This is a genomic window from Brevibacillus sp. 7WMA2 (genome assembly GCF_010748895.1).
Taxonomy (GTDB): Bacteria; Bacillota; Bacilli; order Brevibacillales; family Brevibacillaceae; genus Brevibacillus_B; species Brevibacillus_B halotolerans.
Window position 1 is genome coordinate 2411147 of the sequence record NZ_CP048799.1, and the last position, 16895, is coordinate 2428041.

General features: G+C 43.9%; 17 protein-coding genes. 1 reads left to right on the forward strand and 16 read right to left on the reverse strand.

From position 1 onward, the window contains the following. Positions 1 to 69 precede the first annotated feature (69 nt). The 11 genes from GOP56_RS09560 to GOP56_RS09610 form a co-directional block, all read right to left on the reverse strand. Positions 70 to 2313, reverse strand: a complete 2244-nt coding sequence (locus GOP56_RS09560) for a PASTA domain-containing penicillin-binding protein (protein ID WP_163245445.1) — start codon at positions 2311 to 2313, stop codon at positions 70 to 72. A 62-nt stretch (positions 2314 to 2375) separates the two neighbouring features. Then, complete coding sequence (ftsL, locus tag GOP56_RS09565; protein ID WP_022584293.1) at positions 2376 to 2804, reverse strand: cell division protein FtsL; 429 nt, start codon at positions 2802 to 2804, stop codon at positions 2376 to 2378. 62 nt (positions 2805 to 2866) lie between these two features. Continuing rightward, entirely contained in the window at positions 2867 to 3799 is a 933-nt protein-coding gene (gene rsmH, locus GOP56_RS09570) for a 16S rRNA (cytosine(1402)-N(4))-methyltransferase RsmH (RefSeq protein WP_022584292.1), read from the reverse strand. A 19-nt stretch (positions 3800 to 3818) separates the two neighbouring features. After that, a complete protein-coding gene (gene mraZ, locus GOP56_RS09575; protein ID WP_003336683.1) occupies positions 3819 to 4250 on the reverse strand; it encodes a division/cell wall cluster transcriptional repressor MraZ in 432 nt (143 codons plus the stop codon). Between the two features lie 149 nt (positions 4251 to 4399). Continuing rightward, positions 4400 to 5659, reverse strand: a complete 1260-nt coding sequence (locus tag GOP56_RS09580; protein WP_003342637.1) for an adenosylhomocysteinase — start codon at positions 5657 to 5659, stop codon at positions 4400 to 4402. A 133-nt stretch (positions 5660 to 5792) separates the two neighbouring features. After that, positions 5793 to 6878 (reverse strand): YheC/YheD family endospore coat-associated protein, encoded by a 1086-nt coding sequence (locus GOP56_RS09585; RefSeq protein WP_068791640.1) that lies wholly within the window; start codon positions 6876 to 6878, stop codon positions 5793 to 5795. Positions 6879 to 6966: 88 nt separating this feature from the next. Beyond that, the gene (locus tag GOP56_RS09590; RefSeq protein ID WP_003342632.1) at positions 6967 to 7218 is read right to left on the reverse strand and encodes a hypothetical protein; all 252 of its coding nucleotides are present in this window, start codon (positions 7216 to 7218) and stop codon (positions 6967 to 6969) included. 150 nt (positions 7219 to 7368) lie between these two features. Next, a complete protein-coding gene (gene bshC, locus GOP56_RS09595; RefSeq protein ID WP_163245446.1) occupies positions 7369 to 8994 on the reverse strand; it encodes a bacillithiol biosynthesis cysteine-adding enzyme BshC in 1626 nt (541 codons plus the stop codon). A 118-nt stretch (positions 8995 to 9112) separates the two neighbouring features. Next, positions 9113 to 9670 (reverse strand): helix-turn-helix domain-containing protein, encoded by a 558-nt coding sequence (locus tag GOP56_RS09600; RefSeq protein ID WP_003336677.1) that lies wholly within the window; start codon positions 9668 to 9670, stop codon positions 9113 to 9115. A gap of 18 nt (positions 9671 to 9688) precedes the next feature. Further along, positions 9689 to 10099, reverse strand: a complete 411-nt coding sequence (locus tag GOP56_RS09605) for a DUF3397 family protein (protein WP_003336675.1) — start codon at positions 10097 to 10099, stop codon at positions 9689 to 9691. 5 nt (positions 10100 to 10104) lie between these two features. After that, positions 10105 to 11046 (reverse strand): ketopantoate reductase family protein, encoded by a 942-nt coding sequence (locus tag GOP56_RS09610; RefSeq protein WP_003342625.1) that lies wholly within the window; start codon positions 11044 to 11046, stop codon positions 10105 to 10107. Between the two features lie 147 nt (positions 11047 to 11193). Here GOP56_RS09610 and GOP56_RS09615 point away from each other — a divergent pair, with 147 nt between their 5' ends. Then, positions 11194 to 11916, forward strand: coding sequence for a TIGR00266 family protein (locus GOP56_RS09615; RefSeq protein ID WP_003336673.1), 723 nt, complete (start codon positions 11194 to 11196; stop codon positions 11914 to 11916). A gap of 58 nt (positions 11917 to 11974) precedes the next feature. On the opposite strand, the gene GOP56_RS09620 is transcribed toward GOP56_RS09615, so the two are convergent. Genes GOP56_RS09620 through GOP56_RS09640 form a run of 5 tightly spaced genes read right to left on the reverse strand, consistent with a single transcriptional unit; the run spans position 11975 to position 16818 of the window. Then, on the reverse strand, positions 11975 to 13516 hold the full coding sequence (locus GOP56_RS09620; protein ID WP_163245447.1) for an acyl-CoA carboxylase subunit beta: 1542 nt from the start codon (positions 13514 to 13516) through the stop codon (positions 11975 to 11977). A gap of 15 nt (positions 13517 to 13531) precedes the next feature. Next, positions 13532 to 14305 carry an enoyl-CoA hydratase-related protein gene (locus tag GOP56_RS09625; RefSeq protein WP_003336671.1) on the reverse strand — a complete coding sequence of 258 codons (774 nt, stop codon included), beginning with the start codon at positions 14303 to 14305 and terminating at the stop codon, positions 13532 to 13534. 13 nt (positions 14306 to 14318) lie between these two features. Continuing rightward, positions 14319 to 15203, reverse strand: coding sequence for a hydroxymethylglutaryl-CoA lyase (locus GOP56_RS09630; RefSeq protein ID WP_163245448.1), 885 nt, complete (start codon positions 15201 to 15203; stop codon positions 14319 to 14321). A 50-nt stretch (positions 15204 to 15253) separates the two neighbouring features. Continuing rightward, complete coding sequence (locus tag GOP56_RS09635; RefSeq protein ID WP_003336669.1) at positions 15254 to 15466, reverse strand: acetyl-CoA carboxylase biotin carboxyl carrier protein subunit; 213 nt, start codon at positions 15464 to 15466, stop codon at positions 15254 to 15256. A gap of 5 nt (positions 15467 to 15471) precedes the next feature. After that, entirely contained in the window at positions 15472 to 16818 is a 1347-nt protein-coding gene (locus GOP56_RS09640) for an acetyl-CoA carboxylase biotin carboxylase subunit (RefSeq protein ID WP_163245449.1), read from the reverse strand. Positions 16819 to 16895: the final 77 nt, after the last annotated feature.

Consider the following 16895-nt stretch of genomic DNA (forward strand, 5'->3'; position numbering starts at 1 on the left):
AGCAAACACTCCTCCCTGCCAATAAGGTTTGTCTTTTCCTACCCTATTCGCCAAAGAGGAGTGTTAGAACTACTTGTCTACAGACACATATGTAGGAGACAGCTTCACTTGAATCGTCTCTTTTCCTGTCAGGATTGTACCCGCTTCTACGTTTTGTTCCACTACATATCCGCTACCAGTAGCGCTTACTGCAATATTTAGCAAATTGCCATACTCTAGTACTTCCCGCAACGATTTCCCCTTAAAATCAGGCATTTTCATTGAGGCTTTCCCATCGGAGGCAAGCAGTATGGTCGTGGTACTGCCTACTTTTTCATACGGAGCCGGAATTTGATTAATCACATTGGTTCCCTGGCCAACCACTTCTACCTTAAAACCAGCCTGCTTCGCCCGTTCCTTCGCTTCTTTTAACGGGATGCCTGTAAGTTGAGGTACAGTGGATTCTTGCAGCCGTTTTTCCTCTACCACAGTAGCTTGAGCAGCCAAGGCACTTCGATCTGGCTTCTCCTGCAAGTATTGCAAGCTTTTCTCCATAATCGCTTGGAACATCGGCGCAACTACATCCCTACTAGCCGTTGAATAGGATGCCCCGCCCCCTGGATCATCGACTACAATATAAACAACCAGTCTTGGATTCTCCACGGGAGCGAATCCAATAAAGGAGAAGATATATTTATTATCAATGATTTTTCCTCGTTCGTTATACTTCTGTGCTGTACCGGTTTTCCCAGCCACGCTAAAATTCTGCAATTTAAAGTTACGCCCAGTCGCTCCTGACTTTATATCGCCATCAACGACCGTTTGCAAAATCTTACGCGTTTCACGTGCCGTTGCCTCTGAGATCGGACGTCCAACTTCTTTAGGCTGATACCGCTCGATTACCTGACCCGTCCGTGGATCGATACGCTCTTTTACAATGAGTGGCTGCATTAATTTACCACCATTTGCAATAGCGGCCACAGACATGACCTGCTGGATCGGTGTTACCGTTACCCCTTGTCCAATCGGAGTAACAGCCAAGTCACGCGGTGAAAATTTATTAATCTTTTCAACGTTAGTTAAGTTCCCTACTTCTTCCGCAGGTAACTGAATCTCTGTCTTTTTCCCAAAACCAAAGGCTTTAAAATAATGCTCAAGCTTAGCTTGTCCCAGCTTTTCGTTACCTAGCATAGCAAATAATACGTTACTGGAACGTTGCACACCATTTAAATAGGTAATCGTGCCCCATCCAATTCGATTATGATCATAGATAGCCGCTCCAGTCTTCCATGCCTTATAATGTCCTGATGTAAAGGACCAATTAGAATTAAACACACCCTCTTGAATAGAAGCAGCGAGCGTAATAATCTTAAAGGTTGAACCTGGCTCAAACGTATAGCTCACACCGAAATTCATATAATTGACGATAGAACGATAATTGTTAGGGTCATGCTGCGGACGATTGGCCATCGCGAGGATTTCACCCGTATTCGGATCAGATACAATTACTGACATTCCTTTTGGGTGAAATGCCGCATCTGTTTTATCTAATGCCTCTTCTACGTATGTTTGTATCTGATCATCAAGGGTAAGCTTGATATTTTGACCATCTTTTGCAGCTTTAAATTCTGTTTGCCCATCTGGCAACGGATAGCCTAGCGCATCCTTCACCATCTTTAGAGTGCCTTCTTCACCCTTTAATTCATTCTTAAATTGTCGTTCAATCCCCATTACAGGTGTTCCTTCAGCATTGAGAAATCCTAAGACATGAGCGGCGAATTTCCCTTTTGGGTAGAAGCGCTTGGTGGTTTCTGAGATTTTGATCCCGGGTAATTGATTTTGCTTGGATTTAACCCCCTTTTCATCAAGAGGGTATTGCATAGCTAAGATTTTTTCCTTTTGTTCCAAGCTTATTTTGGAGGCTTCAGGCCCTAAATTAACCCATATTGCATTCGGATTCTTAGTGAGACGTTCCAAAATTTTGGACTGCGGTTCATTTATCACGGTAGCTAATTTCATCGCCGTCATCATGGGGTCCTTTACATAATCATCCGTGTCGTTTTGACCATTTGCCAATTTCTTAGGACGCACCTGGGCTTCGACTAGATAGGCCCGTCCTTCAAAAGCAAGAACTTCCCCATTTCGATCTAGAATGCTCCCGCGTTTCGGATTTAAGGTCATGTCACGATTCCACTGCCCCTTACCTTGATCCATAATCCAGCTAGCGTTTACCACCTGTACCCACCACAGGCGTAGTGTCAAAAGCATAAAACCAAGAAAAACTCCCATTCCCACAAGTAAAATTCGCTTGTTCATTCGCTTTTTTGTTGTCACGAGCCTCTCCCTCTTCCTCTCTGACAAAAAAGAAAATGCTACTCCTTATAGCGCGAGTAACATTATTGGACTTTTTCGGTTTGTTTGGTTTTTTCGTCTTTTTTGTTATCCTTACTTTCTTCCATAGAAATGCCACCCATATTGCGGACTGATTTCATATCAAGGACCATTCCCATTTTTTCCGCCTCAACACCAATACGCTTGGGATTGCTCATTTCATCCACTTTTAACTGCATCGATTCATTCTCGCCCTTGATTTTAGCGATCTCTTTTGTCAATACCTGAATCTGATAGTTATTTTTCGAAATCTGATTGTAACGGAAGCCTATAATGCTTGTAGCAATGACTAAAGCAAAGATGAGCAACAAATACATCAACTTTTCACTTGTGGGTACCCCGGGTCTGATTTTAACAGTACGCTTCATCTTTTTCGGAGATGGAGAACGTCTATTTACTTCATATGCCAAATTCCCACGAGAATAATAACTCAACTTAGTCCCCCCCTACTAAGTATAACTGGCTTCCTTCTTCGGTGTTCATTTATACTAATGTGCTATTTCTTCTCAGCAATACGCAATTTAGCCGATCTGGCACGTGGGTTATCCGCAAGCTCCTCTTCAGACGGCAGCAATGGCTTTCTGGTGATAATCTTAACAATCGGTTCATTACCGCATACACATTGCGGGAATCCAGGCGGGCATGTACAGCCTTGCGCTTTTTCTAAATAAGCATGCTTACAAATCCGATCCTCTAAGGAATGGAAAGTAATAACACTCACTCTGCCACCCGGACGCAAAATGTCAATAGCATCTGAAACCGCGGTCTTAAACACATGTAATTCATCGTTTACGGCAATGCGAATGGCTTGAAAGGTTCTCTTCGCCGGATGAGGTCCTGTACGCCGAGCTGGAGCTGGAATAGCTTCCTTAATAATCTCTACCAGCTGTCCTGTTGTTTCAATCGGCGCTTTTTCACGATGCAGGATGATTTGCCGGGCAATCTTCCGGGCAAACTTCTCTTCGCCATACTCAAAAATGATTTTGGATAGCGCAGCTTCCTCCCACTCATTTACGACGTCATAAGCAGATAGGTCGGCTTGCTGATCCATGCGCATATCCAGCGGGGCGTCACCATTGTAGCTAAACCCACGTTCTTCTACATCTAACTGAGGAGAAGATACACCTAGATCAAACAAAACGCCATCTACGCCATCAAGACCTAAATCTTGCACAACATCCTTGAGATAGCGGAAGTTACTTTTCACCAAAGTCACTTTATCTTGATACGCCTGTAGTTTTTCCTTGGCGTTTGCAAGTGCTACATCATCTTGATCAATGGCAATTAATCTACCCTGATCACCTAGCTTTGAAGCAATTAAAGTACTGTGTCCTGCTCCACCTAAGGTGCAATCCACATATATTCCATCAGGACGAATATGTAATCCTTCTACGGCTTCCTGTAATAGTACGGTTACATGGTGAAACAAAATAACGTCACTCCCGAGTCTACAAATTAAAATCAACGAGCTTTTCAGCAATCTCGCCAAAAGATTGCTCTTGTTCCAAAGAATACGCATCCCATTCTGTCTTGCCCCAAATTTCCATGCGATTCTGCACGCCAATAATAACACATTCTTTCTGTAAACGGCCGTGTTCTCGCAAATGGGGTGGTATGTTTACCCTTCCCTGCTTGTCCCACTCACATTCAGTAGCACCAGAAAAGAAAAAACGGGTAAACGCCCGAGCGTCAGCTTTGGTAAATGGCAGAGATTTAAGTTTTTCTGTTAACGCCTTCCACTCTTCCATCGGGTAGACGAATAAACAACGATCAAGGCCGCGGGTTACAACAAAGGACGAGCCCAGCATATCACGGAATTTAACCGGGATTGTCAGACGGTTCTTGTCATCGATGTTATGCTGATACTCACCCATGAACATTCCAACTTCCCCACTTTCCTTCCGAGAGATACCACTCTCCCCCACTTTTCCCCACTTCTTGCCTCTCCTTATTATAGAAAAAAAACCTGCCGTTTGTCAGCAGGTTTTTTTCTTCATTTTTTGATGCCATATCCCAGCGAATTTCTTACCTATTCGACCCAGCTTTCTAAGTATTCTTTTTGCTCTGGCGTCAATTTGTCGATATTCTTTCCAAGCGCTTCCAATTTATAGCGAGCTACTGTTTCATCTAGCTCATATGGTACGTTTAATACCTTTTTACCGATTGCCTCATAGTTCTTGCTAACATATTCAAGTCCTACTGCCTGCAAAGCAAAGGTCATATCCATAATTTCAGCAGGATGTCCATCACCTGCAGCTAGGTTCACAAGACGACCTTCCGCTAACAGATAGATTTTACGACCATCTTGCAGGACAAATTCTTCGATATCTTTACGAACAACACGTTTGCTTGTCGATATATCGTTCAGCTCTACTTTATTTACTTCGACATCAAAGTGGCCAGCATTAGATAAAATAGCTCCATCCTTCATGCTTTCAAAGTGAGCTTTGCGGATAATGTCGCGATTACCCGTTACTGTAACGAAGTAATCACCAAGCTTAGCTGCCTCATCCATGGACATTACTTCAAAGCCGTCCATGTATGCTTCTACAGCTTTAATTGCGTCAATTTCTGTCACGATAACCTTTGCACCCAAACCTTTTGCGCGCATAGCTACACCCTTACCGCACCAGCCATAGCCCGCAACCACTACAGTTTTACCAGCAACAACTAGGTTTGTTGTACGGTTGATTCCGTCAAATACGGATTGACCTGTACCATAACGATTGTCAAACAGATACTTGCAATAAGCATCGTTAACAGCTACCATCGGGAATTCAAGCTTCCCTTCTTTTTCAAGAGCACGCAAGCGTAGAATACCAGTAGTGGTTTCTTCCGCTCCACCTTTTACATTCTCTAATAGATCACGGCGCTCTCCATGTAAAAGTGTTACAAGGTCCCCACCGTCGTCAATTAGAAAATCAGGACGAGTTTCCAGCGTTTTAATGAGAAGTTCTTTATACTCTTCTTCGGATGGATTGTATTTAGCAAATACGCGAATACCATCTTCCACCAAAGCGGCACATACATCATCTTGTGTTGACAAAGGATTAGATCCGGTAATCGTAACTTCAGCACCACCTGCTTGAATCACTTTTGCCAGATAAGCTGTTTTTGCTTCCAAATGAAGGGAGATTGCTACTTTTTTACCAGCGAATGGTTTTTCCTGTTCGAAGCGTTCTCTAATTCGGTTTAACACCGGCATATGTTCCTTTACCCAATCAATCTTTAAATGGCCGTTAGGTGCTAGGGCGATGTCTTTTACGATGCTTTCTTGAACCATTGTCATTTGCTAAAAACCCTCCTTCTGTAAATGTGAACCCGTCTTCTTTTATATCATACCACATAGGTAGGAATTACATCACCCTTTTATGCTGAATTTTTGTGCAGTTCATCATACTGTATGATCCAGGATGGGAAATTTATTGTTGTTTTAGTAAATACAGTGCATATTGAATAGGACGCATGACTGCCTTTTGGTAGACCTTGTTACGTTTCAATTTTCGAAAAATGTCGCGTCCAGGCTTCGGATTAATTTCGATTAAATAAGGTCGACCTGATACGTCAATTCCTACATCTAATCCCAATTCAATCATGCGTCCATAGTAGGATTCCACCGCTTTTGCTGTTTGATGAGCGAGCGAGTAACAGTTACGTATAATTTTGGTTGCCGCAGATTCACCAAAACAGTCTGTAAGCACTTTTCGCGCATCTTTTGCTAGCCCTCCTCCATGTAAATTTGAGGTAGAGCTTTTGACTCCGCCAATGCGCATACCAAGACCTGTTACTTCCCACTCTCCCGATCCCGTTTTTTGAATAAGAATGCGTGTGTCAACGGTTCGATCTGGTATCAAGTCAAGCTGCAGGCCTTGTTGAATAAGAAAAATCTCTTCGCCCAGTCTCTCCGTTTTTACCCATTCCTTTACATACTGATGAAGTTCAGCCCGAGTCTTTACCTTGTGACTCACCTTATTTAAATGTAGCCCTCTTCCCAATAGATCATAACCCGAAGAGGTCTTTTTGATACGCAGGATACTGCGACCCGCCGTTCCCTGAGCTGGCTTTACATAAATCAGCGGGTACTTTTGCAGCATATTGCTTAATACTTCCCTATCATAGGCAAACGTCTCCGGTAACCATGGCTGCATAGATGGCTGTTGATTTAACACCTGATATACATTCCATTTAGAACTAAACCGACTATTGGCATAGGTAAACAATGGACGCTTACGGAAAGCAAGGTAGTCCTTATGCTGAGGTTTCGGATAATATCGATAGCGGTCGATTACGATATCAGGCCAATCAAACATTTTACTTTTCCATGTCTTATCAGGCCCAGGAACGAATCCTCTAATTTGGCGTTTTGATTCAAATACATCATTTGGTGAAAACAAAAATACAGTCGCCCCAAGCTTTTCTCCCTCTGTTAGCAAATGACGAAAAAATAACGGTTCGCCAAAGCGTTTACCATTTCTATACGTTAAAATTCCGATTCGTTTCTTCTGCACTGTCAGTTACACCTCTTTTGCAGGTTATATTGGCAGTGTATGATGTAATATACGATAGGTTCGCACAGCCTATCCATTCGTTTGAAAGTCACTTTAATAGCTTCTGCTTCATTCGTTCAATATGACGAACGCCTTTTAAAAATTTCTGCTCCGTTATCTTATCTTGCTCGTATAACCACTCCATATAATTCTGTAACGATAAAAGATCAACCCAGGCTAGTTTTGAATATGGGTTTTGGTCAGGGACTTCACCTGTGACATCTCCATTATGAATCGCCTCTGCTAATTGGGTTTCACGCAATCCTACTTTATTTGAAATTTGATGCAATACTACTTTCATACTTACCTCCCGGACAAGCGATAGATTTGGGGTGATTCTACAACACAGCCTACCTTGTTTGCAAGCGCAGAATCTAGGATATCCTTTTTTATAACAAAAACAGCGCTCTATTTGCTAGAACGCTGTTTTTTTCTATTTCATAGATCATATTTATATATAGACAACTTGATGGGAGCCATCACGCTCGAAGTCCGTATTCAGCAATCGATCCACTAAATCTGGGCCAAAACGATTCAGGTACGTAAAAATAGGATATACCCGCTCCTGCCAGCTATCCAGCGGTACGATAGATTGCTCCAGACGCACAACCCGCTCCACTTCCACTTGATGTTTTCGAAGAACGGCTTTTTCCGTGCGGTTTTGCATAAAAGTAACATCCTGCACCAGTCGTTCTACATTTTTTTGAGCCAATTGAGCTAAACCCTTATCATATGCGATTACATCTTGTAGCAGCTCACGATAGCGCATTTCAAGTTCTTGTTTCTTCTGCTCAAAGCGCTGAGCAAACCCGTGATCATCCAGTGATTGTAGCCACTTCTCTTTCCAATCCGCAAATCCACTCAGTAGCGTCTCATAGCTAATCTGCTTTTGTTCTCTGATTTTCTCTAGAGCCCCCTCCATCAACGTGATCGAAGTTCGTCTCAAGACAATCGGTAGCTCATAGCCAAAAGCAGCAAAGTATTTTTTAAAGTATGCCCAGTAGGCCACTTCCCCAGGTCCCCCGACAAAAGCCAAGGTCGGCAGTAAATGCTCCTGCATCAAGGGACGTGTCACTACATTGGCGCTAAAGCGTTCTGGGGAGACGTGTAAAATAGCCAGCAATTCTGCTTGTGTATAAACCTTGCCTCCATCCTTGCTCTGAAAACCTCCTTCGACCCGCTCCATTAACAAGCGCTCCTTTTGTTCATAGAAAAAGAAATTCGCCTGCTGTGGTGAAATGTCCAGCTGTTCAGGATATCCGTACTCTTTCAGGTCTGCCTGCGCTTGTAGCAATGTCTCATTCAATTCCTTATTCTCTCGAATGATTTGTTCAAAAACAGGCTGCTCAAGCTGACGGACAGTAGGTAAGGAGGATTCGATGAATACCAATCCATGTGCACCAAACAGCCTCGCCATCAATTGCACAAACCAGTCCACTAATGTATGCGAGCGTTGCGCGGTCTCTTCTAACCAACATCGGATTGTCTCGCTATAGTCTGTCTCAGCCTCTTCTGCAAAGAAATCCTCAATGACTCGCAACATATCTGCTTGTTCCACTCTCATATCTGTAGCGGAGTGCTTCTTGATATGTTTTGCCTTTACTTTTACTTTGCGAAGCTCCTTCTTCTGCGTGAGTTGGTAAAAATGATTGATTTCTTCCCAATCATGGTCTTCTCCAGCAATCCAGAACACCGGGATCACTGATACCCCTAATTGCGCTGACGTCTGCTTCGCTAATTGAATCACATCAATTGCTTTATAAATGGTATAAAGAGGCCCAGTAAGCAGCCCCGCTTGTTGTCCTGCTACCACGACTAAGGAATTGGGTTCACGAAGCTTCTCTATCATTTGCAAAGCTACCTCATGATTTCCAATTGCCTTGTTATAGGCATAAAGAGCATCTGCCAAGAGATTGCGATGCGGATAACGTTTTTTAGACACATACTGCATACGAGTAACATACGATTGAGGATCATAGGGAGCATATGTAAAAAAGGAGAGAGCTTTGGGGCTTTCCTTTAGAAAATCGTTTTGAAATGAATTTGTTGTTGGTACATAACATTTTGTAGTTTTCATTCGTCTCCTACTTTCGCCCTTTCAAATTGTTATTATAAATTATAACACGGCGAGCAAGCACGAAAAACAGGACCCCTCCCGTGAAGTGTCCTGCAAGTTTATTTTTTATCATCCATTTTTAAAACCGAGGCGAAGAGACAGACCAAATAGCAACGGTAAGCGCATCACTCACGTTTGCAACCGTATGCAATTGTGCCTTGTCAAAATAGATGCTGTCACCTGTTTCTAATTGATACTCATCCTCTGTCAATTTGACCTGCAACTGACCTTCGATTACGACTAGACACTCTTCTCCCTCATGAGAGACAAAGACATCCTTCGCCTGCTCTCCAGGCTGTAGCCGCACCTCCATGACAGCGAGCTTAGAAGCACCGCCTCCTGATAACAACGAATACGTACCAGTGGAATCAGGAAACACCATAAGTCTGCGCTTATCCTTACGCACCACGTGAATATGGCTTTGCTCCACATCCTCAAAAAAGTGTATTAGCGGCGCTTCAAGCGCTTTCGTAATACGCCATAAAGACTCCAAAGATGGTTGAGAGATTCCTCTTTCTACTTGACTTAATAAGCCTTTGCTTAAACCAGTTTTTGAGGCCATAACTTCCAAGGTATATCCTTTTTCCTTACGAACGGCCCTAATTTTGTTTCCAATTAGCTCTATGGGTAACGTCATCCTATGCACCAACCTTCGTTACATGATAGACAAACCAACATGCGCGGCCTGCATCGTTTTATAGATGCCGGTTGAAAAAAGACAGAAATAGGTAAACATGAACAAAATAAAGGAAATTCGCCAGGTAGCAGAACCTATTTTCTTCCACGACACCCTTCCGCGCACCTTCATTTGTAGATAGAACAGCATTCCTGCCAAGCCAAGAAGAAACAATAGAATTAGTATCCAAGCAGAAACCGCTTCAGGCCATAACCCTTTATAGATCTGAGCGACCGAAACAACTAAAAAAATATTCGTAATATTCACAGACCAAGCAAAAGCTTTTTTTTGCTGTTTTTTCCAAAAAAATACTGTGAAGAACGTGATTATGAAAGCTACGAAAGGAAAAATTGTTAATACGCCCCAAAAATTTTTAAAGAGAAAGAGCAATGGACTTATCCCCTTTGGGCCATCAAGCCTGCTTTGAGGAGAGTAGCTTTGTAAACTGCCTCCTGGTGTGGTGTTGCTATTTGAAGCTCTCTTCCTTGCTTTACAATATAGCCATTGATTGCTTCAATCTCCAATGGACGACAGTTCAGCAGGTCCTGTAGCATCGAAGAATAATTTCTGGATGTATTTCGGCAAATTTGTACAATTTCCTGCCAACTTGATTCGTCAATTTTTTGCCCGTGTAAGGATGCGACTTCTTTTGCCTCTACGAATAGCCTTTTCATAAGAACCATCGTCTCTGTAGATTCAAGCAACGCACCGTTCGGAATTTCAAATAGAGTTGTGAGTGGATTAATAACAGCATTCGCCATTAATTTTCGCCACATCACCCCATAAATGTCAGAAACATACTTGATGGCAAGCCCAGCTACCTCTCCCACAGACAGGAATGCTTCGATTACTGGATCTAAGGGAAGAGCCTTTTGTTCTTGTCCAATTATTGAACCTACCTGCCACGTCCCCTTACCCGTATGCTCTACCTCCGTGTAAGAGTGTCGTCGAGCCCCTTCCGTATGAACACCAAAATAAATCTGGTTAAGAGCTAGCACCTCCTTCAGATGATCGTCGTGACCCATACCGTTTTGCACAGCAAGGACGCGTGCACTTGGATCAATTTTACGTAAAACAGGCAATACTTCAGTAAGACTTGTCTGTTTGACCGCTAACACATAGAGATCAGCTTTCGGAAGGTCACCCTCCATCGAGACGGCTTGTATGTGAATTCGTTTCTGTTCGCCTTGTAAAGAGTGCAATAGTAGACCGTGCTTTGTTAGTTCATCCGCTTGCTGTCGCGTACGTGTGATTACCTGCACCTGTGAACCTGCTAGACACAATCTGGCAGCCAACAATAATCCTACAGACCCGCCACCAATGATTGCGATATTCATAATACTCCCAACCTTTATCAGAGAAGTTAGACATAATCAGCATAACAAATATTCGCGGGGCGGAAAATGCCTTCCATAAAATTTTTGTGGAATGTTTCTGAAAACTACCTTATAATCCCGTTGAAATCAACTAAAGGTGGGTAACGTATGGAATATCATATTATGGGTTCTACCATGCAGGCTCTCCAATTCAACCTGCAACCCGGTGAGCGATTGTTTACTGAATCGGGTTCTATGATTTGGATGAGCGAAAATATAAAAATGGACACCAGCTTTAAGGGTGGCATGCTCAAATCTCTTGGACGCGCCTTCTCTGGAGAATCATTAACATTCACATTTTTTGAAGCCTTACATACGCCAGGAATGATTGCCTTTGCACCTGCAGCTCCCGGCAAAATAATTCCCGTAACCATTCATCCTGGAAACGAGATTATCGCCCAAAAGCATGCCTTTTTGGTAGGAACAGAAAACATTGATGTCTCCATTCATTTTCAAAAGAAATTAGGCACAGGCTTTTTTGGTGGCGAAGGCTTCATCATGCAGCGTCTAAGCGGTCGCGGAATGGTCTTTTTAGAGATAGACGGTGAAGTAGCTGAGATGAATCTACAGCATGGGGAAGTCATAAAGGTGGACACAGCCCATGTTGCAGCCTACGAATCCTCTGTAGATATGAGTATCGAACGTGTAAAAGGCATTAAAAATATCATTTTTGGCGGAGAAGGTTTATTTTTAACAACCTTGCGTGGCCCAGGTAAAATTTGGCTGCAAACTATGACTATCGCCGGATTGGCAGGTAAAATTGCAGCTAACATGGGAAAGTCCGGTAACGGCGGGATGATTAACGGAATTGGAGATTTATTTAAGGATTAACTCCCGTCGTTATATAACCAATGCTAGAAAGGGACTCCTTACCACGGAGTCCCTTTTTTTACACTGGATAAACCGGATGTTTACGATTGGTAAAGGTTTGCTGTTTACTTTGGTAAGCATCAAACCGCCAGATTAACTCATTTCTTAGCTGAGATGGTTCACTAATCGCATCCACAATCAATTCTGAAGCAAGCAAGTAAATGTCAATATCTTCTTGATATTCTTGACGCTTTTCCATAATAAACGCCTGTCGCTCCTGTGGATCATCCATTGCTTGAATCTTATTGCTATATACGGCATTCACAGCCGCCTCTGGCCCCATCACCGCAATTTGAGCATGAGGTAATGCGAGAGTCGCATCCGGTTCAAATGCAGAGCTAGCCATTGCATATAGACCTGCCCCGTATGCTTTTCTTACAATTACGGATATCTTAGGTACAGTAGCTTCTGCCATTGCCGAAATCATTTTAGCTCCATGACGAATAATGCCAGCCCGCTCGACCGCTGTTCCGATCATAAAGCCTGGCACATCTGCAAGGAACAGAAGAGGTATATGGAATGCATCGCACAGGGTCACAAAGCGAGCCGCTTTATCTGCTGAATCGACAAATAAAACGCCACCTTTGACACGCGGTTGATTGGCAATAATGCCTACTGGTTTGCCGTTAAGATGAGCTAAACCGGTGATCAGCTCTTGTGCAAATAACTTCTTTATTTCAAAAAACGATCCATCATCTACTAAGGTATCAATTAAATCATACATGTTAAAGGGTGCATTCTGATTTTCCGGTATGAGTGCATTGATATCCTTTGCCGTCTCCACTGGAGATTTTGCTTTTACCGCCGGTGGTAGCTCTTGATAGTGGGACGGGAAAAAGCTCAGGTAACGGCGGGCTGATGCAATGGCTTCTTGTTCGTTAGCAGCCAGAACATCACCACAGCCACTTACGCTACAATGCATTCGTGCCCCACCTAATTCTTCTAGCGATACTTTTTGACCAATAACCATCTCTGCCATTCGCGGAGACCCTAAGTACATACTTGCATTGTTTTCCACCATAATCACGATATCACAAAAGGCTGGGATATAGGCCCCGCCTGCGGCAGAGGGACCAAATAAAATGCATACTTGTGGAATTTTTCCAGATAATTTTACCTGATTATAAAAAATTCGCCCTGCTCCACGACGACCTGGGAACATTTCCAGCTGGTCTGTAATTCGTGCTCCCGCGGAATCCACCAAATATAGCAATGGCACACATAGCTTTTCTGCTGTCTCTTGAATACGAATAATCTTTTCTACTGTTCTAAAGCCCCATGATCCTGCTTTCACTGTGGAATCGTTAGCCATAACGCATACGGTTTGTCCGTTTACTTTACCAATGGCGGTAACGACTCCATCCGCAGGTAGATTGCCTGCCTTATAGTTAGCAAACAAGCCATCCTCCAGCGTATATTCCCCTTCATCAAACAATAAATTCAGACGATCACGCACAAACAGCTTACCCTGTTCCTTTTGCTTGTCATGATATTTTTGATCCCCGCCTTGTTTTATTTGCTCCATCCGTTGCCGCAATAGCTCTTCGATTGATTGGCTCATTCTTTATTCCCCTCCTTATTCCCCTCGATATACGGGTTTGCGTTTTTCTGCAAAAGCGGCAAGTCCTTCAAGGCGGTCCTTCGTTGGCACAAGGATTTGGTAAGCATTGCTCTCTAGCGCTAATCCTGTGGCCATATCCACCTCCATGCCATAATCAATCGCCCATTTAGCCTGAGCGAGGGCGAGTGGCGCGTTTAACGCGATTTGTTGAGCTAAAGAAAGGGAAGCCTCAAGCACCTGATTTGCTGGAACAATTTGATTAACCAAGCCAATTTCTAGTGCTTCTTTGGCCCCGATGCGTCGTGCTGTCAAAATTAATTCCTTCGCCCTCCCTTTTCCAATCAGCCTTGGTAGTCGCTGTGTCCCCCCGGCTCCTGGAATAATGCCTAAAGATGTTTCCGTTAAGCCTGTTTGCGCTGTCTCGCTCATAACCCGCAGATCGCAAGCAAGAGCAAGCTCTAATCCGCCCCCAAACGCAATTCCATTAATGGCCGCAATTACAGGTACGGATAAACGTTCAACTTGGGTAAATACGTCACGAATCGTACGAATATACTGCTGAACCTGGGATTGCTGCATCGTTTTGCGCTCTTTCAGATCAGCTCCTGAGCAAAATGCTTTATCCCCAGCACCCGTGATGATTACAACGCGTATATCCGTATCCGTCGATACTTCCAGCAGTAGACGCTGCAATCGTTCTAACGTCACCAGATTTAAGCAATTGTACACCTCTGGACGTTGAATAGTAAGGATACCCACCTGACCTTGTTTTTCAAGCTGAATAGTCATACGCCCCTCCTCATCATCCTGCTGCCGTCTTTAAGACTTTGGATGGTAATTCTCTACCTACTATTCTTTGAATAAATTGACCGGCTTCTACCAGCTTATCTAATTGAATCCCCGTCTCATAACCCATTCCATGCAATAAGTACACAACATCTTCTGTTGAAATGTTGCCTGCGGCTCCGGGAGCATAGGGACATCCCCCTAAGCCACCTATTGAGCTATCAAATGTACTAATTCCATGGTGCAGGGCCGCTACTACATTAGCCAGACCCGTTCCCCGTGTATCGTGAAAGTGACCAGCAAACCAAGTAGCTCCCCACTCTTTTTCAAAAGCTGCAAATACCTCGTGCACCTGACGCGGTGTTGCAACACCAATCGTATCTCCGATGGATAGCTGATACACCCCCATAGCAAGAAGCCTTTCCACGACTCGCATACTTTCTGTCAAAGAAACCTCCCCGTCATAAGGACATCCAAACACTGTTGAAATATAGCCGCGGACGCGTAGTCCCATCCGCTGTGCCTCTTGCGCCACCTCCGCTAAGACAGGATAGGTATCCGCTCGTGTTTTATTAATATTCTTGAGATTGTGGGCTTCACTTGCGGACATGAAGATTGCTACTTCATCCACCTGATTCGCAGCGATTCGCTGTAGCCCCTTGAGATTGGGAGTCAGCACACTATAGTGAACATCATCGAATCGGGGGACACCAGCAAGCACCTCGGTAGCATCAGACAATTGCGGAATCCATTTTGGATGCACAAGCGAGGTAGCTTCGATATGGCGAATTCCCGCTTGAGTCAGCTTTGTAATCAGCTCGATTTTATGTGCAGTACTGATGAGCGCTTCTTCATTTTGTAATCCGTCTCTCGGTCCTACTTCATACACCGTAATCTGCATATGAACTCAACTCCTCAACCGAACGATCGCTCAGTTTGTTTGCAAAAAAATTATTCTAGCTCCAAAAGGACGTCTCCCTCATTAACAAAGTCTCCTACATTGACCTTAACCGACGCTACTTTCCCGGCAGACTCCGTTTGGATAGGCACTTCCATTTTCATGGATTCGAGCATAACAACATCTGCTCCCGCACTTACCTCTGCTCCTGCTTGAGCCAATAATTGAATAACAGTCCCCGCCATACTTGCAGTCACTTGTTTCATCGTAGTTACACTCCTTTAGGTTCTCTCATTTGTTGGATAAATTGGGTGTCGTAGCATCCCTTTTGGAAAGCTGGTTGTGCTAAAACATCCTGTAAAAAAGGCAGGTTGCTCTTTACCCCTTCAATTTTATAGCTCTCAACCGCCTTCTGCGATAGTAAAACCGCTTGTTCTCGTGTTTCCCCTGATACAATCAGCTTAGCGATCATCGGATCATAAAACGGCGTCACGATCGTACCAGCCTGCACTGCATCATCAATGCGAACGCTTTCCATCTGCGGTATGTCATAAGCCGTTATCGTACCTGGTGATGGAAAAAAGGTAACAGGATCTTCAGCATAAACTCGCAATTCTATGGCATGTCGTTTTGCCTTGACCTCATCCTGAGTAAAGGATAACGCTTCACCCCGTGCAATGCGGATTTGCCATTCAACTAAGTCAATCCCGATCATTTCTTCTGTTACGGGATGCTCCACTTGCAAACGAGTGTTCATTTCTAGAAAGTAAAAATTGCGCTCCCCATCCATAATAAACTCAACAGTCCCCGCACCAGTATATCCAACCGCCTCGGCTGCTGTTATGGCCATAGCACACACGCTAGCTCGCGTTTTTTCATCTAAAAATGGGGACGGACTTTCTTCCACAACCTTCTGATGCCGTCGTTGAATAGAGCATTCACGCTCCAGCAAATGTAATGTTGTTCCCTGCTGATCTGCTAGGATTTGTACTTCAATGTGATGCGGTTGCTCGATATAACGTTCCAAAAACATCGTATCATTTCCAAAGTAAGCTTTTGCTCTTCCTTTAGCGGAAAGGAATGCCTGACGCATTTCATCATCGCTGTGGCACACCTGCATGCCTATACCTCCGCCTCCAGCGCTTGCTTTGAGCATAAGTGGATATCCAATGGATGCCGCTAATCGCACAGCATCCTCTGCGGTTTCCAGATGATCTTCAATCCCGGGAACAACAGGCACCCCCGCTCTACGCATGAGCTGTCTGGCGTTTACCTTATCTCCCATTTGCTCGATAACAGACGGAGATGGCCCAATAAAGAGCAAGCCCTCCTGTTCACATCGCTTTGCAAACTCACTATTTTCAGAGAGTAATCCATAACCAGGATGGATAGCATCCGCACCTGCTTCCTTGGCGGCCTTGATTACAGCCTCCATATTCAAATAGCTCTGTGGTACTGGCGGTGGTCCAATCCGAATGGCTTCATCCGCTTCTTTGACGAATAAAGCATCTTGATCAGCATCTGAATATACAGCCACGGTTGCTATCCCCATCTGTTTGAGGGTACGAATGATTCGCCTTGCAATTTCCCCCCGATTGGCAATACAAATTTTGTTCACGACCTCCCCCTCCTTTTCACTAAAAAGTTAGTCTCTTCTTTATATTGCCACTAATTTGTCAATTGTTCTAGATGTCA

Bases quoted from the DNA above. Each gene is read 5' to 3' on its own strand.
- GOP56_RS09590 (WP_003342632.1), bottom strand. From the start codon at position 7,218: ATGAAAGTAGTATTGCATCAAATTTCAAATAAAGTAGGATTGCGTGAA.
- GOP56_RS09580 (WP_003342637.1), bottom strand. From the start codon at position 5,659: ATGACAATGGTTCAAGAAAGCATCGTAAAAGACATCGCCCTAGCACCT.
- GOP56_RS09615 (WP_003336673.1), top strand. From the start codon at position 11,194: ATGGAATATCATATTATGGGTTCTACCATGCAGGCTCTCCAATTCAAC.
- GOP56_RS09630 (WP_163245448.1), bottom strand. From the start codon at position 15,203: ATGCAGATTACGGTGTATGAAGTAGGACCGAGAGACGGATTACAAAAT.
- GOP56_RS09635 (WP_003336669.1), bottom strand. From the start codon at position 15,466: ATGAAACAAGTGACTGCAAGTATGGCGGGGACTGTTATTCAATTATTG.
- GOP56_RS09625 (WP_003336671.1), bottom strand. From the start codon at position 14,305: ATGACTATTCAGCTTGAAAAACAAGGTCAGGTGGGTATCCTTACTATT.
- bshC (WP_163245446.1), bottom strand. From the start codon at position 8,994: ATGAAAACTACAAAATGTTATGTACCAACAACAAATTCATTTCAAAAC.
- mraZ (WP_003336683.1), bottom strand. From the start codon at position 4,250: ATGTTCATGGGTGAGTATCAGCATAACATCGATGACAAGAACCGTCTG.
- GOP56_RS09610 (WP_003342625.1), bottom strand. From the start codon at position 11,046: ATGAATATCGCAATCATTGGTGGCGGGTCTGTAGGATTATTGTTGGCT.
- GOP56_RS09620 (WP_163245447.1), bottom strand. From the start codon at position 13,516: ATGAGCCAATCAATCGAAGAGCTATTGCGGCAACGGATGGAGCAAATA.
- GOP56_RS09600 (WP_003336677.1), bottom strand. From the start codon at position 9,670: ATGACGTTACCCATAGAGCTAATTGGAAACAAAATTAGGGCCGTTCGT.